This is a genomic window from Aliterella atlantica CENA595 (genome assembly GCF_000952155.1).
GTDB lineage: Bacteria > Cyanobacteriota > Cyanobacteriia > Cyanobacteriales > Chroococcidiopsidaceae > Aliterella > Aliterella atlantica.
The window spans coordinates 12,630-32,217 of the sequence record NZ_JYON01000040.1; the positions used below are offsets into that span (position 1 = coordinate 12,630).

Annotated in this window: 18 protein-coding genes and 1 pseudogene; 10 read left to right on the forward strand and 9 right to left on the reverse strand. The window is 44.9% G+C overall.

Features of this window, described 5'->3' with window-relative positions; all coding sequences use genetic code 11:
* Nucleotides 1–71: 71 nt before the first annotated feature.
* Nucleotides 72–656, forward strand: coding sequence for a tyrosine-type recombinase/integrase (locus tag UH38_RS23285; protein ID WP_200892594.1), 585 nt, complete (start codon nucleotides 72–74; stop codon nucleotides 654–656).
* A gap of 1,127 nt (nucleotides 657–1,783) precedes the next feature.
* Here the strand turns inward: UH38_RS23285 and UH38_RS23290 are convergent.
* From UH38_RS23290 to UH38_RS23300, 3 genes are read right to left on the reverse strand one after another with little or no spacing between them, the layout of a single operon-like run.
* Nucleotides 1,784–2,581, reverse strand: a complete 798-nt coding sequence (locus UH38_RS23290) for a hypothetical protein (protein ID WP_045057100.1) — start codon at nucleotides 2,579–2,581, stop codon at nucleotides 1,784–1,786.
* Nucleotides 2,578–3,366, reverse strand: coding sequence for a P-loop NTPase family protein (locus UH38_RS23295; RefSeq protein ID WP_052672545.1), 789 nt, complete (start codon nucleotides 3,364–3,366; stop codon nucleotides 2,578–2,580). The genes UH38_RS23290 and UH38_RS23295 overlap by 4 nt, the downstream gene beginning before the upstream one ends.
* 15 nt (nucleotides 3,367–3,381) lie before the next feature.
* Nucleotides 3,382–3,882, reverse strand: a complete 501-nt coding sequence (locus UH38_RS23300) for a hypothetical protein (protein ID WP_045057102.1) — start codon at nucleotides 3,880–3,882, stop codon at nucleotides 3,382–3,384.
* 343 nt (nucleotides 3,883–4,225) lie between these two features.
* On the opposite strand from UH38_RS23300, the gene mobV reads away from it, so the two are divergent.
* Both mobV and UH38_RS23310 read left to right on the forward strand, forming a co-directional pair.
* Nucleotides 4,226–5,971, forward strand: a complete 1,746-nt coding sequence (mobV, locus tag UH38_RS23305) for a MobV family relaxase (protein WP_045057103.1) — start codon at nucleotides 4,226–4,228, stop codon at nucleotides 5,969–5,971.
* A 106-nt stretch (nucleotides 5,972–6,077) separates the two neighbouring features.
* Nucleotides 6,078–6,896: a hypothetical protein gene (locus tag UH38_RS23310; protein WP_045057104.1), complete on the forward strand. Its 819-nt coding sequence runs from the start codon at nucleotides 6,078–6,080 to the stop codon at nucleotides 6,894–6,896.
* Nucleotides 6,897–6,983: 87 nt separating this feature from the next.
* On the opposite strand, the gene UH38_RS23315 is transcribed toward UH38_RS23310, so the two are convergent.
* Both UH38_RS23315 and UH38_RS23320 read right to left on the reverse strand, forming a co-directional pair.
* Nucleotides 6,984–7,928, reverse strand: coding sequence for a sigma-70 family RNA polymerase sigma factor (locus UH38_RS23315; RefSeq protein WP_045057105.1), 945 nt, complete (start codon nucleotides 7,926–7,928; stop codon nucleotides 6,984–6,986).
* Nucleotides 7,925–8,188, reverse strand: a complete 264-nt coding sequence (locus tag UH38_RS23320) for a hypothetical protein (RefSeq protein WP_045057106.1) — start codon at nucleotides 8,186–8,188, stop codon at nucleotides 7,925–7,927. The genes UH38_RS23315 and UH38_RS23320 overlap by 4 nt, the downstream gene beginning before the upstream one ends.
* A gap of 229 nt (nucleotides 8,189–8,417) precedes the next feature.
* Here UH38_RS23320 and UH38_RS23325 point away from each other — a divergent pair, with 229 nt between their 5' ends.
* From UH38_RS23325 to UH38_RS23340, 4 genes are all read left to right on the forward strand, one after another.
* The gene (locus tag UH38_RS23325; protein ID WP_045057107.1) at nucleotides 8,418–8,600 is read left to right on the forward strand and encodes a hypothetical protein; all 183 of its coding nucleotides are present in this window, start codon (nucleotides 8,418–8,420) and stop codon (nucleotides 8,598–8,600) included.
* Between the two features lie 316 nt (nucleotides 8,601–8,916).
* Nucleotides 8,917–11,838 (forward strand): DUF3854 domain-containing protein, encoded by a 2,922-nt coding sequence (locus UH38_RS25105; protein ID WP_052672546.1) that lies wholly within the window; start codon nucleotides 8,917–8,919, stop codon nucleotides 11,836–11,838.
* Nucleotides 11,839–12,030: 192 nt separating this feature from the next.
* Nucleotides 12,031–12,555 carry a GNAT family protein gene (locus UH38_RS25110; protein ID WP_052672547.1) on the forward strand — a complete coding sequence of 175 codons (525 nt, stop codon included), beginning with the start codon at nucleotides 12,031–12,033 and terminating at the stop codon, nucleotides 12,553–12,555.
* A gap of 20 nt (nucleotides 12,556–12,575) precedes the next feature.
* Complete coding sequence (locus UH38_RS23340) at nucleotides 12,576–12,830, forward strand: hypothetical protein (RefSeq protein WP_045057108.1); 255 nt, start codon at nucleotides 12,576–12,578, stop codon at nucleotides 12,828–12,830.
* A gap of 80 nt (nucleotides 12,831–12,910) precedes the next feature.
* Here the strand turns inward: UH38_RS23340 and UH38_RS23345 are convergent, their stop codons facing one another.
* On the reverse strand, nucleotides 12,911–13,573 hold the full coding sequence (locus tag UH38_RS23345) for a tyrosine-type recombinase/integrase (RefSeq protein ID WP_045057109.1): 663 nt from the start codon (nucleotides 13,571–13,573) through the stop codon (nucleotides 12,911–12,913).
* A 179-nt stretch (nucleotides 13,574–13,752) separates the two neighbouring features.
* Between UH38_RS23345 and UH38_RS23350 the strand changes: the two genes are divergently transcribed.
* Complete coding sequence (locus UH38_RS23350; protein ID WP_045057118.1) at nucleotides 13,753–14,346, forward strand: ParA family protein; 594 nt, start codon at nucleotides 13,753–13,755, stop codon at nucleotides 14,344–14,346.
* Complete coding sequence (locus tag UH38_RS23355) at nucleotides 14,343–14,627, forward strand: ribbon-helix-helix domain-containing protein (RefSeq protein ID WP_045057110.1); 285 nt, start codon at nucleotides 14,343–14,345, stop codon at nucleotides 14,625–14,627. Before UH38_RS23350 ends, UH38_RS23355 begins: the two co-directional genes overlap by 4 nt.
* A 238-nt stretch (nucleotides 14,628–14,865) precedes the next feature.
* Here the strand turns inward: UH38_RS23355 and UH38_RS23360 are convergent, their stop codons facing one another.
* From UH38_RS23360 to UH38_RS25715, 3 genes and pseudogenes are all read right to left on the reverse strand, one after another.
* On the reverse strand, nucleotides 14,866–16,323 hold the full coding sequence (locus UH38_RS23360) for an argonaute/piwi family protein (protein WP_045057111.1): 1,458 nt from the start codon (nucleotides 16,321–16,323) through the stop codon (nucleotides 14,866–14,868).
* Nucleotides 16,320–17,663: a DUF4365 domain-containing protein gene (locus UH38_RS23365; protein ID WP_045057112.1), complete on the reverse strand. Its 1,344-nt coding sequence runs from the start codon at nucleotides 17,661–17,663 to the stop codon at nucleotides 16,320–16,322. The genes UH38_RS23360 and UH38_RS23365 overlap by 4 nt, the downstream gene beginning before the upstream one ends.
* 735 nt (nucleotides 17,664–18,398) lie before the next feature.
* Nucleotides 18,399–18,650, reverse strand: a pseudogene (locus UH38_RS25715) (Tn3 family transposase); the annotation flags it as partial.
* 219 nt (nucleotides 18,651–18,869) lie between these two features.
* On the opposite strand from UH38_RS25715, the gene UH38_RS23375 reads away from it, so the two are divergent.
* Nucleotides 18,870–19,588 (forward strand): tetratricopeptide repeat protein (locus UH38_RS23375; protein ID WP_052672548.1); only part of this gene is annotated, 719 nt, incomplete at its 3' end.

The following is a 19,588-nucleotide window of genomic DNA, read 5'->3' on the forward strand; positions in this document are numbered from 1 at the left end:
GTGTGGGGAGTTGATTCTACCGTATCCAATTTATTCATGCCTAGTTATCATTTATGGGCAAGTTGGTGATTATGCCTCCTACTGCGCCACCTAAAAAAGTCCCAAATCTTGAACAACGCACGCGGGAGCATTTATTTCCTAACGAAGTAGCGGCGATGATCTCTGCGGCTAAACAGATCGGACGGCATGGTCATCGAAACTCAACTTTAATTCTACTGGCATACCGTCACGGTTTACGGGTATCAGAGTTAGTTACGCTGCGGTGGGAGCAGATAGATTTTAGTGGGGGTACAATTTACATCAATCGACGCAAACATGGAGTCAGTTCAACGCACCCATTGCGTGGTCTTGAATTAAGGGCATTACGACAATTGCAACGGGAGTATCCTGATTCTGCTTATTTGTTTGTTTCAGAGCGTGGAGCAGCAATCTCTACTGCAACAGCTAGGGGTATCATCGCGCAGTCTGGGATTGAGGCTGGATTATCTCTCAGTGTGCATCCACATATGTTACGTCATGCTTGTGGATTTTATTTAGCATCAAAAGGTTTTGATACCAGAGCGATTCAGGCTTATTTAGGACATAAAAATATTCAAAATACGGTTCGTTACACGGAGTTGTCCCCAGGACGCTTTAAAGATTTTTGGAATGACTGATGTACAAGATTTGCATCCACGTAAGTCATATTAATGCAAGTATTTTAACAATTCTTTGCAACGTGTCCTATTTTGCACGTATCCCGGCTGTACCCCATATAGCCTTTAGTAGAGTTAACACCCAAACTTCCCTAAGCAGCTTGCTGCAAGCTGCTTGTACATAGCTTACTCCTAGTTTTAAAGCTGTCTCCAAATTTTTTCAACCCGTTAAAGCTTGGTATCTCCACCCAGTACGAGTCCAGATTTTTAGATAAATGTAGCTGTAGCGACCCACAATACTAAATGCTTGGGACCACAATAATCACTTTTTTGAGACCAGATTAACTGCAACTATAAAGTTAGTTGAGACCGAATTAAATCCAACGGAGACCGGATTATTTGCAACCAGACCACAATACTAAATTTGAGACCAGATTATTTGCAACTATAAAATGGCAGAATAGCAAGTAAAGAAAACGCTCGTTTTCTTTACTGAAAATTGACAAGTTGCTACGCAGCAGTAAATAGTCATTTTATAGGTTAAACAACTCAGTAACTTTATCTACGGCAATATATGCAAAAGTAGCAACGAGTTTATTGACTTCTCAGATCTACCAGTTCCTAGATATGAGGAGCGAGACAGAGTTTCAAGCAATAAACTTATAGTTGCAGTTAATCTGGTCTAGCGTTAGATGATTGTGGTCTGGTTGCAAATAATGTGGTCTTATTTGGATTTAATTCGGTCTCAAGTGCAAGTTTAGTTGCAGCTAATCTGGTCTCAAAAAGGCGATGATTGTGGTCTGACGTAATTATGATTGTGGGTCGCTACATGTAGCGACCCGAAATCATAATCGCTCCGACCCGAAATCATCGTGTTTTTGAGACCGCATTAAACGAGAATAAGCAGGTGGTTGAGACCGCATTAATAGAGAATAGAACCACATTAAATGACACCAGACCGAAATCATAAATTTTAGACCACATTAACTGAGAATAAAAATTGAGGAGAAAGTCAGTAAAGAAAACGGACGTTTTTCTTACTTGTCTTTACCACCTACTCTAGTTGCAGCTAATATGGTCTGAAAAATTCTTTGATTGCAGGTCGAAGCCTTCAGTATTGTGGCTCACTACACCCAGTTACTCAATACTCACTTCCTCTGCTCCGGTGGCGGCAAAATCCAGAAAGTGCATTTAGGATTTTTGTCTTTTTGGCACTTAAGAATCCGATCTATATTCCATGACACCAAGTTGCGTGCCAAAACATTAGTTGGAGCATTATACTGAATTGACATCATCCACCAGCTACCACCAGCACCAACTAACACCGCCACCAGCAAAGCCGCCAAGGGCGAAAACCACTCAGTTACTTTTATCCAAGTAGTCTTTCGTTGCAGCTTGACCAGCGCCTTATTCGCCTCCTCAATCTGCTCCTTCGCCTCTTTCAAATCCTTAATTGACTGAGCCATCCGCTCCAGTAGAACCTGCAAAACCTTTTGGTTATGTTTGTCGTCCGACTCCACCCGCTCTCCCCATGCCATCAACAGCTTTTGCAGTTGCACAGCTTCCCTTACCGTTACCCTAGATTGATTTAACACCTCTGCATTAGCTTCGGCGATCGCCGAGGTATTCGCTATTCCAGCTTTTTGCATATCTGCAACCACTGATATTCCCACTTGAGTCAGACTATTAATCAGATTTTCCGCCTGCTCTATGCTTGCTGCCCCAGTCTGTTGACTTGACTGCTCAAGACGCTGACGCTCCGAGCTTATCCCGCCCAAGATATCCTCGCACAATTGCACGGTGTACTCCACCGCACCTATATACAAAAACAACACATCATCATCGGGCAAGTTTAACCGCCTTGCCGTCCGCATGATATTTGCTTTATGTTCAGCAGTCATGCGCGTGATAATGCCATCTAAATAGTTGTCATCAATAAAAGTCATTCACCCAACCCCAAATACTTATTTGCTTTCTTCACCTCCTCCGTCATATCCATCAACCAACGATAAGCTCTAGTGCGTTGGCTGCGCTGCAAAATTGTTTGCTCTGCATCTACCGCCGTGCGAAAAGGTAAATCGTTATCTTCTATCGCATCCCAAGAAGTCCAAAACATCTCTTGCAGATTTAGTTCTATCCCACCCAACTGCTCCACTACCTTCTTTCTCGTCTGCGATGCATCATAGCGGCTAAAAGTATGCGGCTCACCAAACAGCAGATTCTTCACCACCACATAATCAGCCCCCTGACCGCAAAGTTCAACCACATCCTTCAAGGCGCTTACTGAATTACGAGTCTTACCTAAAACATGAACAATCGTCACCCTATATCCTGATTCTGATGCCACCGTGAGCAAGTCTAATTCTCGAATTAAACTTGTAAATGCATCTCTGGATCTTGCTGGCAGATCCACCAGCATTAAATCCTTATACTCTCCCAGAGTATCAATTAAATAATCAGCTTCACCTCGTACTGTAAAATCTACCCGTTCTACAGCATCGGCTTCTCCTTCTGCAATCCTAATTCCTTTATCACCTACACGCTTATAGCAGCGATATAGATCCGCATTACTTGTATCCGAATCAATCGCTAGACAACCTATTGATTCATAGCGATATATATCCAATAACAACCGAGCGACTGCTGACTTACCTACACCACCCTTATCTCCATAGATAAATACCAATCGTTTGAAAGCAGAAGTAACTGACTTATCTTGTTTAGTTGCCATAATATAATTGACCTACTACAACTCATCGTTACTTGGAATATCCGCAAACTTACCTCGAACTACTGCTTTAGGTTTAGCCGTTGTTTTAGTATCCTGCTTTTTATCTGATTTAACCTCTGATTTAATATCTGTTTGTGCCTCTTGTCTGCTATCTGTCTCTGATTCATTATCTGGCTTAATATCTGAGGCTGCTGACTCTTCAGCCGGAGGAGTTGATGACTTATCTAGATTTGTCAGAGCAGTTTCATTAGGACGTTTTTTAGCTTTCGATTCAGCTAAATATTGCTTTAGCGTCGCTGCCTTAATGCTGATTCCTTCCTCAGTCAGAATAGCCGCAACTTCTTCGTATGTATAACCACGCTTCAAAGCTTTAGTAATCGTCGGCTTAAATTTAGAGATCGCTTCTCTTAGAGTCATCCCCTGTTTAGGCTTAGGCGGAAGCCGCGCTTCCACCTTCTCTAAAATTGACTTAAACTGCTGTTCGTTAATATCAATAACCGTTTGCTTGGCAGGCATACAAACACCCATCTACATAGGGTAAAGTCTAACGGAATTACCCCCACTGGTAAACTAATCCTGGTAAAGATAAATTAAGTCTTGCCCACAGCGACTACCGGAAAACAGTTAGACACAGAGCTAGCCGCCAGTTTCTTTCTTTCCCAGTAGTAATAGGGGTAGCGCCGACCTCGGAGCTACTGTTAGATTATTGGTGAGTGTTGAGTATGGCTTGACTCACTCCACAATTTTGCCCCTACGGGTACGCTGCGCTCAAAATTGTTACGTTCGCCCTTCGGGGGTAGTCCCTATCCCCTGCATGGTGAGCCATACAAGTAGTATAGCTGCTGGGAAATAAAAAAGCATGGCATACGGGATTTGTCGCATCCAAAAGCTCAAAGCTGGTTCTGTCGGTCGCTCGGCTAAACACACTAGCCGTAGATATGATACGCCTAACGCCGACCCAGACAAGCAGCACATCCGCATTATCGGTGAACCTGACAGTCCCAACATCCCCGATCTAGAAACCCTGGTTAGGCAGCACATCGGCGAACAGACGATTCGCAAGAATGCTGTACTGGCAGTTGAGTTTCTATTGACTGCTAGCCCCGAATACTTCCGACCGGATGACCCTGCTAGAGCAGGATACTACCAACAGCAGCGATTAGAAGATTTCCAACAGTCTGCCTGCCAGTGGCTAGTTAACAGATACGGCGACCGCATTGTTAGAGCCGAACTGCATCTAGACGAATCTACCCCGCACATCCACGCCTATATGGTTCCACTGGATGAGCGAGGGAAGCTTAACTGTAGAGCCTTACTTGGTGGCAGTCGCTATCGCCTATCAGAACTGCAAGATGATTTTGCCCAAGCGATGGCGACTTTGGGGCTAGAACGCGGCATCAAAGGTAGTAAAGCTAAACATACAGAAATCAGCAAGTATTACGCTGCTATCAACTCTGCACCTGATGTAAGTCTGAATGTTTCCTCAATGCAGCAACTTGTCGCAGATCGCCAACGAGCAATCAGAGATAGCGCACAGATGGAACGGACTGCTAAGGCACTTGCTCTACAGGTGGAACGTTCCAAGCAACGCATTCAAGAACTAGAACGCATTGCCAAGGAGCAAGCGCAACAAGCGCTCTTATGGCAGAAGAAATATCAAAACTTAGCTAACGAAGTGCGGGACATTCCCCTCGAACAAGTTGCCTATGAATTAGGTCTAGACCCCGACCCAAAAGACAAGCATAAGTGGCAGCATGAAAATCACATTATCAATATCACTGGTAGTAAGTTTTATGACTGGCAGCACCTTAAGGGCGGTGGCGGTGCAATTGATTTAGTAATGCACGTTAATGGTTGCAACTTTAACCAAGCAGTGGCGTGGTTAAATGACCGCTTGGGTGAATCAGCTACTCTTGAAGCTGCTACTTATAAAACTAGAGAAATTATCCAAACCGAACAGCCTCACCCCTTCATTCCCCCAACGCCCAACGCAGATAAGTGGCAGCAAGTAAAAACTTATCTTACCCGCGAGCGCCGACTTCCTAGCAGCCTAGTAGACCAACTACATCAACAGGGATTAGTTTATGCAGATGACAATCAAAATGCTGTATTTACTCGCCGTGACTTGGACGGGCAAACAATCACTGGTGCAACGCTTAGAGGAACAGCCGGAGCCGACAACACCTTCAAAGGTTTAGTACAAGGATCTAAGCGAAGTAAGGGCTGGTTTCATTTCCAAAAGGGAGGACAATCATCCGACCCAATTGTTCGAGCGGTACTGGTAGAATCGCCCATTGATGCCATGTCCTTTGCTGTCTTAGACCGCACCGACTCGCGTAAGACAATCTATATATCTACTGATGGAGCAGGGCAAGTTCCTTTAGAATTTTTACAGCAGCTACCAAATAAATCAGTCATTGTTGCTTACGACAATGACACTTCTGGTAATTTAATGACACTTAATGTAATGGAGCCGTTACCCAACTGTGTCCGCAAACTTCCCAAGGCTAAAGACTGGAATGAGGAGCTAAAGAATATGTTTAATAGTACGCAGCAACAACAACGGGCAGTCGAAGGAAAACAGAGCCAAGGATTTAGTCGCTAGAACTCGTGATTAACTCTGTCAGTTACCTAAATTGTCTAGCCTACTAGAATAATGCTCTGACAAAGACCAATAACATTAGTTGCACATATCTCATTGGAGGAGAAATATGGGTCTTGACGTTTACCTGAAGCGATTTGACAACTACGATATATCACAACAACTCAGAGCCGAGTACGAACGACAAATGGATCGAGCTTGGGAGCAAATAGCTAATCGCGGAAATAATTACCAAGTTTCCGATCAAGAAGAAGAAATTTATTCGCAGCAATGCCGAACTATTGCCCGCACACTTGGGCTAGATTCAAATGGAGAAGACCCACTTGTTCAATTCATAAGACTTCCTTCGCACAAATACCCCGACCACAACTTTAAAATTGGCTACTTTTACAGTTCTAACAATGACTCTGGCATCAATCGCATTTTGAGTGATGCCATTGGTTTAGATTTATATAGCATCTTCAACCCGCTAACTGAAGAAGAGGATTTTCGACCGGATTGGAATAAGGCACGTGATATTTGTCTTAAAGCGATTGCTGACTTTACTACTCATATCGAGCGACATCCTTATGGTGTAGTGCCACTAACGTTCGACCCTGATATTTCCCCAATTCAAGCTCAAATAACAAGCGAAGCTTTGGCACTGCAAAAGTTGGTGGCAAAGAAGGAGCAAAGAACTGACACACAACCGAATAATTTGGGCGGTTGGGCTGGAGATTTTTTCTTAACAGAACCTTTAGAAGTTCTCGCAATTATCCCTGGATCTGCTGAGTGTTTAGATAGTCCGGATCTGCCTTGTTTCTATATAGTGTTTCACCACAAACATCTCGATTTCTACTTGCAAGGCTTAGAAATTGTCTTAGAAACAATTGAATATGTCCTAGAACAACCAGATATTGATAAGTATTATTTGGATTGGTCTAGCTGATGCCAAAGGGCTGCAATCAGCAACCTAATAATTATTAAAAGCGCCTCTGGAAACAGGGTGCTTTTAGTTGGTTTGCTAATTGAACTGTTAGCCCCGACTAACTTTCATTACCTCCCCTAGATGCAAGCGCAAGCGTTCCAGCGCCCTGACTTCTATTTGGTGTACGCCCTGTCTGCTGATGCCAAGTAATGCACCAACCTGAGCAAACGTCAGTGCTTGACCATCTATTAATCCATAGCGCAGCACTATCACTTGTCTGTACTTCGGCTTGAGCAACGCTAGCAGTGGCTCAAAATCAATAGAGCAACCCTCTTGCACGATTAACAACTCTTCTGGCGTGGGGCTAGAAGACGGCAGCAAGTCTCCTAGTTCCATGTCTTGAGCATCCCCTAGCTGTAGATTCAATGACTGTGGTTGCCTTGCCCACTTCAAGCATTTCGTTACCTGCAAAGACGTTAGTTCTAGTTCTACTGCTAGCTCACTGATATTAGGAGTACGCCCCAACTTCAGGGACAACTGCCTGCTTGCCTTCCTGATTTGGTCTAACCTCTGGTTCAAGCACATCGGTAGCCGGATTATTGCGTTAGCGGCTTTAACCGCGCGGTTGATTGATTGCCTAATCCACCAGGTCGCGTATGTGCTGAAGCGAAAGCCTCTATGTGGGTCGAACTTCTCTACTGCCCGTTGCAGCCCAATGGCTCCTTCTTGAATTAAGTCTTGGAAGTCTACGCCGCGTTCTTTGTAGCGTTTGGCGATCGCTACCACTAAGCGCAGATTCGCTTTGACCATTTGGCACTTAGCTTGCTGCCCCAGCGCCAGCGTCTCGGTTAGCGCAGCTTCGCTTTGAGCGACTTGCAACGCCCATTCTTGGGGCGTAGGTTCGCGGTGCAACTGTTGCGCTAGGCTTTTCTTAGCTGCTAACAGCGACATCATCGCTTGTACCTGCGTCCCTAAGAATACTTCTTGTTCTTGACTCAGCAGCGCCACTCGCCCGATTTGCTGAAAATAGGTGCGGATGGGGTCGTAAATCATGCCGCACCCCCAAGGCTATTATTCAAGCTAGGAGTAAAGGTGCGAATTTCTGCTAATTCGACTTCGATGTTTTCCAGGCAGGACTTGACCTGCTCCAGGTAGCTCATGATTAGCAATACAGTTCTAGTCCGTCTTTCTTCTGGTACTAGGTCTGCTCGTTGTAGTTGTTCTAAAGCAATCTCTAGTAACTGTTGCAGCCGGATGAGTGTATGTAGCTCATCTAGTGCCGCGACAGTTGTACTGTGCAGATTTTGTGACATGATAAATTCGCTCCAATGTTGGTGATATCAACTTTGGGGAAGTCGTCCGGGCTTGGTGTTACCAGCACCATACCTGGGCGCATCAATTCAGTTGTGATTGCTATTAAATCAGAAATTGTCAAAAAAAGCGATCGCTTTTCTTCACATCTTCAATTATTACTAATAATACCAGTATTATATATACTGGGATTACAGTTAAAAGCTGTAACCGTCCACAATAGGAGGTGTAATGACTGCAATAACATTAATGGCAGAGAGACAGGAAAAATTGGTAATGCTCCAAGTCGAAGTCCCAGAGAGTATCCGGGCGCGGCTGAAAATGGAAGCTATCCGGCAGGGAACAACTATGGGTGAATTAGCACAAAAAATTTTAAATGAAGCACTACCTAACTTTGAGTCGAAGGATACGTGAGCGACGATGTGTATTGCTAATACATCCTGGATTCGCACTTTGACATGGAAGTAAGCGCTACTACTAGGTAGTTGAATAAGGCTGTGAACACAGATGGAGAAAACGGCAGAGAACAAACAGATGAACCAAAATGCTGTGACGCATGAAACAGTATTTTGTACCTGTATCAACCTTCAAAAACAAGAACCAGCAGCGTCTTAGTTGAACACTGCTGGCTCCTGTTTAACTTATAAACCCTGCAACACTTCAAAGTTTGGCGACGGAGATGTTGTTGGCAGGACTTACCCAATCCACGGCTCAAAGGAGTGCCGTGTATATGATCAATTGTGTACTAAATCGCGGTAATTTACCGCAAAATACCTCCAATAACGGTACTTTACCGTGCAGTGACCCTAATAGCGCTACTTTGACACACCTTGATGAGTGGGTGAAGGGCAGTAGTGTTAGTGAGACAGTTGCACATCTAAACCTAAAAAGCATTGACAATCCAGTTGCCATAGCCAATCTGCTCAATTGGCAGAAGTATCTCGGCACTGGCGGCTGGTATGTGACTAGCTGCGACCCGCTAACGGGAAAAAGAATCCAATTTGGACAATTCAAGCCAGATCAGCCGATTGTCTTTCCCAATCAGGAAAAACCGCAAAAATACTTCTCTTTTCCTAAAGATACTGAATCCCAAGTCATTTGCTTGGTCTTAGCTCTTAATGAATGGGTACTCATTAGCGAGCGCTTCGGCGTACCGATTGTTAATGAAGATATTGATGAATCGCGTGACGATCTAGGTTTCTGGAAGTGGGTGCTAAATCATCCAGAAATTCCCATCCTGATTACTGAAGGCGCGAAAAAAGCCGCGTGTCTGTTGTCTTGTGGCTGGGTAGCGCTGGCTCTTACTGGCGTTTGGAATGGGCAGAAAAAGAAAAAGCTGCACCCATCGCTTGTACCTTTTGTTGTGCCAGGTCGTCCGATTGACTTAGTTTTTGATGCCGATGTAGTCATCAAAGAGTCAGTGCAGGATGCCTTGCGCGTTTTGGGACACCTAATTCATCGCGCTAAGGGTATTGTCCGCATCGTCACTTGGGATTTACAACTAGGTAAGGGCTGCGATGATTTGATTGTCGCTCACGGTGCTGATGAATTTGAACAAATAATGAATGATGCTACACCTTACAGCGAATGGCTCAAAAAACTAGAGCAACAACTGGAGCGCACTCCTAGCGTTACCAGGTTTGGCAAAGCTGCGCTCACGCAAAAAATTCCCCCAGCCGATGTCATCGGGCGAGAAATTATCGAAGATTACCGCGCTCGCCTGCTGTGGAACGACGAGCAGAAGACCTGGATGCACTACAGCTTGGAGCGCTCTGGAGTCTGGAGTACCGTCAGCGAACAGTATATAGAATCTGTCGTCGACGCGATTTTAGAGTCCAAAGGCATCGTCGGCTATGGCAGCGCCGCTTATGTGACTAACATCGTCGCTAAGATGCGACGGCGACTGTTGGAGCGCCTTTGGGGCGAACGCTCTGCTAACGAGATTTTACCCTTTACTGATGGCGTACTCAATCTCGCTACTGGACAATTAGAACCGCACGCTCCTGGCAATCGCCTGACTTGGTGCTTACCACGCCCTTATAACTCTATAGCTACTGGCTGGACAAAGATCGATACTTGGTTAGAGCAGTCAGCAGCAGCAAATCCAGCCCACAAAGAAATGTTGCTGTGTTTTGCTGCCGCTGTCCTGCGCGGTCGCTGTGACTTGCAGAAATTCCTGCACCTAATTGGCGTGGGCGGCACGGGTAAATCGACTTACACCCGCTTGCTTGAGGCGGTAATCGGTTCGCAAAATTGTTGGAATGGTAGCCTGACTGACTTGGAAGATAAACACGAGGTCGCGCGGCTGATTGGTAAGCGTCTAATCATCCTCCCCGACCAAGATAAAGTCACGGGTAGTTTATCTAACTTCAAGCGCTTGACTGGGCAGGACACCCTCTGCGGACGACGCTTGTACAAAGATGGCATTAACTTCCGCTTTCCTGGTCTAGCAATTGTCACTTCTAATGCGCCGATCTTTCATGCCGACGGCGGCAGTTGGCTGACGCGGCGGATTCTCATGCTGGCGTTTGACCATAAACCCGCAGCAGGTCAAGTTTTGGATCTAGAAGCTGAATTTGAACCGGAGCTATCAGCTTTTACTAACTACTTGCTTTCTATCCCTAACGACGAAATTACCCGCGTCCTGCGGCGGCTCGGCGCTGATGGGGTCAGCGCTACTTTGTGGCAGTCCAAGCTCCGTACTGATTCTATTGCTGCTTGGGTCAATGACTTCGTGATTCATGCTCCTGATGCTCAAACCCAAATCGGCAGCGATCGCCATGAGTGGGCAGATGCGCCTTACAACCCGCTAGGATCTACTTTATTTGGTTCTTACTGCCACTACTGCCGGATTAGCGGTCTTCAGGCTAAAGGTAAGAATAATTTTAGCGCTGACTTAATTGAGCTAGTCCAGCAGACCCTCGGTTGGAGTGACGTGCAATGGGCGCGTGATGCTACTGGTCGCCGCGTCATTCGCGGACTAAAACTGAGGGTTGATGGTGATAGTGCGCCATTTTTAGAAGATAGTGTGGCAACTGACGACCTATCTGACCACCGCTCTGACGACCTATCTGACGACCTGAAACACTTCCAGAGTAATAGTTCTGACGACCCTGACGACCTAGAACCTGTAAAACTTTTAGCTAGTAGAAATGAATTAGAACATAATGCAAAAATTGATGGGGCTGTAACAGAAATTTTTGCCCCCCCACCCGTCAGTAATCCTCAACCTCAATCACAGCTAACCTCTGGGGTGGTCAGCCAGGTCGTCAGCCAAGTCGTCAGCGAGGTCGTCAGTGAGCCAGCAGCGATAGTACAACCTGAAAAAGTATCGCCAGAGCCTTTGAAAAAAGTTTCGCCAGTAATAAATCCGCTTGCTACTTTAGCGCCACTAGGAACTACGGCTGTTAGTGCCACAGAAGAACTGCCCACCAAAGAGTCAGCATCCATACCAACACCACAGCAGAAGCAGTCAACGAATCGTCGGCTCCAGCCAGTGGAAATTTTAACTAGCGCTGGCGATTGGGTGGCTGGCTACTTCATTCACAGTTGCATTGCTGTTGCCAATTTGGTAGGCATTGAGCAAAAGTTAACGCTGTTTGATGCTGACGGGGGGGCTTATACCTTTTTGGGGCAGGTTCGTCCGCTTTAGCTAGTTCGGGTGCTGGTAGGGCGCTCGTGCCAGCACCAGAGGAACTTGAAATAGAAGCGGTCGCTGAGTGAAGATTTGGCTTCAAGAGGGCGGCGTTGCTAAGTGCTGGAGCCGGATAACTTATATATTTGTCTTATTAAGTGGAAAACCTGCGCTATTAGTGCGTGGCATCAGCGCCGGGAGGGGTAAAGCGTGTTTTCTGTTGTCAATCAAGCCAACTCTGTCGTTCACAGAGATTTGCAACAATGGAGCCAAATAGCAACCGCGTCAGTCAATCAAGCAATTGAAAATGACTCACCGCTACGCAGACGAATTGAAGTTAATGCCAACGTCATATCGGATCTGCTTTTAGAAGCGCTGGTTTCACCCGAAGACTTTAGAGGTGTTCGTGACGACCGAGGGAATTTGCAAGCTGGAGCTATTGTTATCGATATGGACGACCACCTGTTTGTTGAATATCTAGTTACAGCGCCTTGGAATGTTACTCAAGACTCGCCTTTGTCTGTTAAAAAAGCTGCAACGGCATTAATGGCACAATTAGCGCTTGAGAGCGACACCAACGGGCATTTTGGTCGCATTCTTCTCTATGCCATCCCGGATGCGATTGAGTTTTATCAGAAAATAGGTTTTATAGAGACAGGGGAAGGATCGCCCAACGCCCCAGAAATGGAGTTGACAATAGCAGCAGCTAGGCGACTGATAAATAGGCAAACGTAAATCAAGGGACGGAAACAATTATGAGCCACGAGGAAGAAGCACAGTACGAAGCTCAATTGGCAGAACTAGAGTTAAAAGCTGGTGGAGTGTTTGCTGTGCCAACGCTCAACGGACACAAAAAGCGGTGGCAGCGCAAACAGGAATTAGTGCGTAGAGAAATAGCTGCGGCTTCTGACCCACAAGAGAAACAGCGATTAGAGCGTCATCTTGATGAACTAAAGCGTCAGGAGTTGCTATTGGCGGAAAAACTGATAGCGCGACCTACCAACGCCTGATTAACTCAAAACCAGCCATGACACCTGATGCTATCTGTAGTTTGGTTAAATCCTGCTTCTGGCACTGGCTCTAGGGTAGTTCAATCGCTCTTGCTTTGTAGCGTGGGTTCGCACTGTTGATTCTGGGTATCAGAGTTTTGGTCGTCATAGCATGGTTTGCCGACGTGTGACAGCATCGACAACGACGCGATCGCTCCTCTGACTTGTTCGGGGCGTACCTCTAAGTATTTTTGTAATTCATCTAGGGTGCGGTGTCCTGAGACTTCCTGTATGACCCGTAAGGGGATTCCGCTATCGCTCATCATTGTCAAGGCGGTGCGGCGGAACGAATGGGTACTCGCGCCTTCTATTCCTACTTCCAGGCAGGCAGAGCGTAATATTCGGGCTGCGGAATCTGGGTTAATGTGTCCCTTGCCATGACGACCTGGAAACAAAAACCATTGATAGGATGGCGGGTTGTAGTCAACTAACAAGTTCCGCAGATCCTCGCCCACAGGAATCGTGCGCGTCGCCAATTTGCCTTTGGTGTTACCTTTACGAATGATTAGTTCCGGGCGCACTCTTCTTTTTTCGTCGAAGACATCCTTTCGTCTTAAGGTACAAGCTTCAGCAATTCGACAGGCAGTGTACAGGCAGATGCCAAACAGGGTACGGTCGCGGTTGTTTTGTAGCCCCTGACTAAATAGCAACTGGATTTCTTCGGTAGTGAGAATCTTCGCTCTCCCGTGTCGGTCAATTTTCATCCCGCGCCGCAACAATTCTAGAGTTTAATTCATAGACTACCTTTGATCGAGTCCTTGTTTACTGCTTAAGAGCTTTTCCTAGTTTAAACATCTAGATGTTTAAATGCTTAAAAATTTAGATGTCTAGACATTTAAAAGCTAGAAGGCTAAAATTAGCAGCATCACTATTTATTGAAGCGATGATAGTAACTGTTGCTTCATTCAAAGGAGGAGTAGGTAAGACCACGACCGCACTCCACCTGGCTGCTTACTTGCAAACATTAGCGCCGACGCTGCTAGTTGACGGCGACCTGAACCGCTCTGCCTTAGACTGGGCAGCAAGGGGGAATCTGCCATTTAAGGTGATTGACGAAAAAGCCGCCGTTAAGTTTGCTCGTCAGTACGAACATATAGTTATCGATACTCCGGCTCGTCCCGCGACTGAAGAATTGAAAACTATTGCAACTGGCTGCGACTTGTTGGTACTGCCGACCTCACCGGATGCTCTGGCAATGGGAGCAATGCAAATAATGGTGGATGCGCTGCACCAGTTGAGCGCTAACTACAAGATTTTGCTGACTCTGATTCCTCCACACCCCAGCCGGGTTGGGGAAGAGGCAAAGCAATCTTTACAAAAGATAGGTTTACCAGTTTTTAAGTCTGGAATTAGGCGCTATGCCGTCTTCCAACGTGCAGCCCTAGAGGGAGTACCAGTAAATCAAGTTAAGGGCGATTCAAAAGCAGGTATCGCGTGGCGATGTTACTGCGAAATTGGCAAGGAGATTTTGTCATGAGTAAGAAGGGTGGCAGCAGTGGCAGCCGATTTGATGATTTATTTGGTGCGGCTAGAACTAGCTCAATTGAGCCGGAGTCAAAATTACAACCGATTGAAAAGCCTCTAATCCGCAAAACTAAGAGTACCGATCCTGACTACATTCGCACTACAGTTTATTTACCCAAGCAACTGCATAAGCAACTCAAGTCCGCCGCAGCGGACGAAGAAAGAGAGATGAGCGACATTATGACGCTGGCGATCTCCCAATATCTTGAGGAGCGTAGGGGGAAGCAAAACTAAAATATTTGGACACCCAAATGTTTAGATGTTTAGACATTTAAACGCTAAGTTGATGAAAAAACCTATTGTTGGGCTAAAGATAGCGAGACTGTAACGAAGTGCATCCGCTCCTTGAAAAGCTTATAGCACAGGGACTCCTTCAAATTTTTCGGATGTTTAGAAGGTGTCTTGAAGCGAGCTAATTTCATGGTTAAAGCCATGTCCTGTAAAGGTTATAGCCATTGCGTAGGTCTGGCATTTACATATAGAAGCGGTAGTGAGGTTCAATTTGGTCGCTTGTACCGAGATACTTGAGAATACTACCTACTTGACGTGCAGCCCTGATAGTAATTGGTTCCCGGCGATCAAACTGCGTGTTGTTCCAGTTCATCTTGGTCAGAGCCAAGATTTCTTTGGCAAGGGACTTAGGCGTTTGCTCGACATCTTCGCACCGGAATCGCAACGGGCGAGGTACGTATTGCCCAGGGTAAGTAGAAAAAAAATCAACGCTTCCACGAGTGTAAAGAACTTGAGAGCGGTCATCCAAGTTGAGTAGAGTGCCGCGCAGAGGTGGATACTTTCCATATCGAAATAGCCGAGTGGATGACTTGCTATCGAAACTAATGAAATCAACCGAGCTAATGTTGTGCTGCTCCAAGGCTTCTTTAAAGCCCTCAAATTCTTCAGAGATGTACCTTGAAGTTTTGTGCAAAACAACACGCGCTGGAAGGTTTTGATGTTCTCTTCTGTAGGCAGCTAGGGCATCGCGCAACAACTTAGAAGCACCGGACGCTGGTAAATACGGCTGTTTGTCTTCCTTCGACAACTTTGCTATTCCACCACGCAAAATCACTCCATCTCCCCTTTCATTGAATATCTGCGCGGTGCTGGTCAGTAATTTTGATTTGTCTAAAGTTTTGTAGAAGCTAATCCCAATGTAGCAGGTTGTAAGTTCGCGCGGGTCGCGTAAGAGTCGCCAAGGTGTCCCTAATGCTTTGTAGTAAAGGGCTGTGTAGATATTCCAGGCACGAGTAGCATCATCTTGCAGTTCGACTTCACTAACTCGTCCCTGCTGCCTGCGTCGCTTTGTCGGGTTGTAGGTGGCTGGCAGTATGAGTTGAGTAGGCTTTTTCAGCCCCATCGCTTTTGCTTTAAGTAGGTCATGAAAATCTACCTTGGAGTCTTCCGCCTTATTTGCTCTGTTATCAGCAGTTGAACTAGCTTCTGTTGCATTATCCCCTGCCATTAAATCGAGGAGTTTATCTGGTACAGCGCAAATTAATACATCTATTGCAGTCTTTTCTCCCAAATACTGTAATTGGGAGATAAAAATTTCTACAGCATTTCTAATAATTTCATTGACATTGTTGCCGTTACGCAGTTTGTCAAACTCTCGCTGATGGATAGTTTGATTTAATCTAGAATCTGTAATTAGCGAAGTGGGAAGGTTTGATTCAGAGCCAAAGCCTGGAAATTCTGGAAAAAGGTAAGGCTGCTTGCTAGGCTTTGCCGATATGCCATTTCTACAACTTTCTAACCAGGTTTGCACTCCTTCGACGGTTTCAGAAGTTCCCACAATTCCTAGCTTAATGTCTTTAGGTGCTGATGCACTTGTATAGTCAAGAGGCTTATATTGCATCATGCCAAATCTAATGTCTATATGCTGACCTCCTCCACCAAACTCTAATTCAGGTTCTGTCAAAAATTCAATTTTCATTGTTTGAATAGAGGTAAATCGTCTAGAGAACATTCAATAAGTTTGGCATTGTCATAATCTTCAGATTTCAACCATAAATTATCATCAATGCCCACATCAATATCAAACTCCTGTAATTCATCAAATTCCAGGAATTGATATTTTGGATTAATCAGGTGCATTTGAGCCTTTGTTTTTAAATACTCAGCCCACATGAATACTTGACCGAGTACAGCAGCGTTCTTCTCTTGTCTTTTTATACCGTTAAGTTTATCCATATAATACTTGTCTAAAACATAGCCGTCTATAGTGAAGTAATAGGTAGGCGTAATCTCTAAATACCACAGAGAATCGATGCGTTGAAATTGCCCCTCAAATGCTGAATGCCTATAGTAAGCAACCTCTTGAGAGTTTTTCTTGAAATAACTTTGAAATACGTCTCGGTGCGTTTTCTTTACAATACTTTGGTAATAAAAGCTGCGTGTAGTTAAATCCTTATTAGGTTTAAAGTAGTAACACTTTTTCTCTTTGCTATATGCTAAATCTGATTTAACTTTTTCACGAAGAGATTTATTGAGGAGCCAAACAAACTCCCTCTGTTTATCCATATTGTTTGAGTCAGCCCATTCTTCTATATCAAACCTTTCAACAGTAGCGATGTCGCATACTTCATTCCAAGGAGGTTCTCTAAGATTATGAAAGCTGAGAAGAAGATTGTCTTTTAATATCCACTCTTCGCCAAAACTTCTGCCAAGTTTAAGTAAGGCTGAGTAAACAATTGAAGAATCTTGCTGCATTGTGTCTGCTACATAAAGATAATCGCTAAACTTTGAGACTCTGAGTAAATTGGAATAAATACGTTCCTTTTTTGGACGCGGTGCGAGATATACACCGGAGGTTCCTGGCACTGCCAGCTTGATTAAGGCTTCTGTGCAAGTTTCATCAAATCGATCTTTTTTCTTGTCGAAAAGAACTTTATGCGATTGCCGTCTAGCTAAAGAGCTAAAATAATCTTTAACTGAAACCCAGTAAGCTTCATCTGTATCTATACGTGAAACAACCAAAATTACAGGAGCATTACCTTGGAGCCAATAGTTAATATCTTTGGGTTCGCAGCGCCACTCAAAGCTTGCTTCTGTCTCAGCTTGAAATCGGTTTTTTTGCCTTGCTTTACTCTGAACTTGAATAATTAAGTTAGTTACCTCTTCAGTAACTGGGTCACGAATTTCAATAAAACCATCAGTTCCAGCTTCTACTCCTCCAGTTGCGTACCAAAGAAAACCCATGCGGAGGACAATTCTTTCAATCAGGTTGATGCCTTGCTGCCCAATAATGTCCCCTTGACCAATCTTCTTTGACACAACCTTGTAAGTTAATTTGGACGAGTATAGCTTAAATAGTACAAAAATACTATATTTTATGGGGTTGGGTAAGCATATTAGGAAAATAGTTACTAACTTAAACCAGGACAAATTGTATGGTAAGGAGTTTGACAGTGCCTAGCCCCACTTTTTACGATCTCCATAAGGTAGACTAGCTCCGTCTCACAAAAGTTGTATTGAGCCAGCGTCAAGCACTCGCTTGCTCGTGTCCCAGCGTGTTTCTAAGCTCATAACTGGCTGGCGTGTGTCCGGTCGAGATGACAGTTTCGACTATCTCCAGCCAGAGCGATGTCGTTAGAAACCTCTATGCCAAGGGCATCTTAGAGATAGGCATCTTAGTATGTCAATTTAGCCGACACGGGGTAGAGCGAAGGAAAGTGCAACCAAGTGCAGCATAGAACTATAACCCTTATACAGCAATAGTTACAGTAATTTAGCTAAAGAACAGTCACAATCGCGGAAAGATAAGCGGAACTAATAATTTTCTTAAATACGTACAACCAGGAAACTTTACCTAAAACAGAACTTGGAGCGCACGAAAACCTATAAATCAAAGCTTTATGACTGCGTTTTTATTTGGAAAGACATTGCCTAAAAGGAGATAAACTAGGCAAAGTTGCAATTTGTATTACTTATCATTCAAGCCGAAAAATGGGTCGGGCGACGTGACGTTATCCTAAGTTGCCCCTGGTTGCACGAACCTTCTATTTCCGCCAAGTCCTCCGGCTTCAATAATTCTAATTGCTGCTGATTCGATAAAACTTGCTGAACCATCAAAGTATTGATATACACTAAGCAAGTTTGTAACAAATGAAGTGATAATACTGCTAATTCCTGGTCTTCCAATCGATTTGTAGCGATTTCGCCGCCTTTGCCATAGAAGATAAAACTGTTAGCACTGTCCCAATTCTCTACCACATTTAGCCCTTCATTAATCTCACGCCGCAGAGCAACTGACTGTAAATACAGCAGGGGCAACTACCAGATATTGAGGCTGTCCGCGAGCGCATCCTTTCCGGTCTGAGGGTAGGGAAGCAGTCGCCGGAATACAAGCGGACGAAGGCAGTGATAAACCGCTTTATCTCTGAATTGCAATCAAAGTGAAGAGCAGAGGCACGGGTTCTTGATGGCGAGTCCACTTTCTATAATTCATAATGAACTTAGAAGGGAAAAGCCGTGAAAATTATGAACGCTATTTACCGAACTATATCTATTTTCGGAGTTACTGCGGTCTTAGGTGGACTAGTTCCCGCTGCCTTTGGTCAATCGCCTCAAACATCTATAGTTCAATCTCAGGCTGTGAATTACCTAAATCGGGGTTTAGACAAGGTGAAGCGAGGAGACTACCAAGGAGCAATCGCTGAATACACCCAAGCTATTAGTGCTAATCCCAAGTTAACAGTTGCTTACATTAACAGAGGGATGGTACACCATAACTTAGGGGACTTTAAAAGAGCGATTGCTGATTTCGATCTAGCTTTAAAACTTGAACCAAATTCTGCTCAGGCTTACTACAACCGAGGTGAAGCCCGTACAGATATCGGAGACTTGCCAGGAGCGATCGCTGACTTAGATCGAGCTATTGGGCTTAATCCTAGATATATTGAAGCCTACAACAACCGAGCAGTTGCACGCGCTTCCTTGGGTGATACGCAGAAGGCGATTGCAGATTTAGATCGAGTCATCAAGCTCAATCCCAAATATGTCGATGCTTACTACAACCGAGGTAACGCTCGAACTGAAATAGGTGATGCTAATGGAGCAATTTCTGATTACAATCAAGCCCTACGCCTCCAACCCGATTTAGCGGAAGCCTATGGTAATCGAGGACTTCTCTATGCCGAGACAGGAAACAAGCAGGCAGCTTTATCCGACTTGCACCAAGCAGCCCAACTCTTTGCCAA

Bases quoted from the DNA above. Each gene is read 5' to 3' on its own strand.
- UH38_RS23285 (WP_200892594.1), top strand. From the start codon at position 72: ATGCCTCCTACTGCGCCACCTAAAAAAGTCCCAAATCTTGAACAACGC.
- UH38_RS23290 (WP_045057100.1), bottom strand. From the start codon at position 2,581: ATGACTTTTATTGATGACAACTATTTAGATGGCATTATCACGCGCATG.
- UH38_RS23295 (WP_052672545.1), bottom strand. From the start codon at position 3,366: ATGGCAACTAAACAAGATAAGTCAGTTACTTCTGCTTTCAAACGATTG.
- UH38_RS23300 (WP_045057102.1), bottom strand. From the start codon at position 3,882: ATGCCTGCCAAGCAAACGGTTATTGATATTAACGAACAGCAGTTTAAG.
- mobV (WP_045057103.1), top strand. From the start codon at position 4,226: ATGGCATACGGGATTTGTCGCATCCAAAAGCTCAAAGCTGGTTCTGTC.
- UH38_RS23310 (WP_045057104.1), top strand. From the start codon at position 6,078: ATGGGTCTTGACGTTTACCTGAAGCGATTTGACAACTACGATATATCA.
- UH38_RS23315 (WP_045057105.1), bottom strand. From the start codon at position 7,928: ATGATTTACGACCCCATCCGCACCTATTTTCAGCAAATCGGGCGAGTG.
- UH38_RS23320 (WP_045057106.1), bottom strand. From the start codon at position 8,188: ATGTCACAAAATCTGCACAGTACAACTGTCGCGGCACTAGATGAGCTA.
- UH38_RS23325 (WP_045057107.1), top strand. From the start codon at position 8,418: ATGACTGCAATAACATTAATGGCAGAGAGACAGGAAAAATTGGTAATG.
- UH38_RS25105 (WP_052672546.1), top strand. From the start codon at position 8,917: ATGATCAATTGTGTACTAAATCGCGGTAATTTACCGCAAAATACCTCC.
- UH38_RS23340 (WP_045057108.1), top strand. From the start codon at position 12,576: ATGAGCCACGAGGAAGAAGCACAGTACGAAGCTCAATTGGCAGAACTA.
- UH38_RS23345 (WP_045057109.1), bottom strand. From the start codon at position 13,573: ATGAAAATTGACCGACACGGGAGAGCGAAGATTCTCACTACCGAAGAA.
- UH38_RS23350 (WP_045057118.1), top strand. From the start codon at position 13,753: ATGATAGTAACTGTTGCTTCATTCAAAGGAGGAGTAGGTAAGACCACG.
- UH38_RS23355 (WP_045057110.1), top strand. From the start codon at position 14,343: ATGAGTAAGAAGGGTGGCAGCAGTGGCAGCCGATTTGATGATTTATTT.
- UH38_RS23360 (WP_045057111.1), bottom strand. From the start codon at position 16,323: ATGAAAATTGAATTTTTGACAGAACCTGAATTAGAGTTTGGTGGAGGA.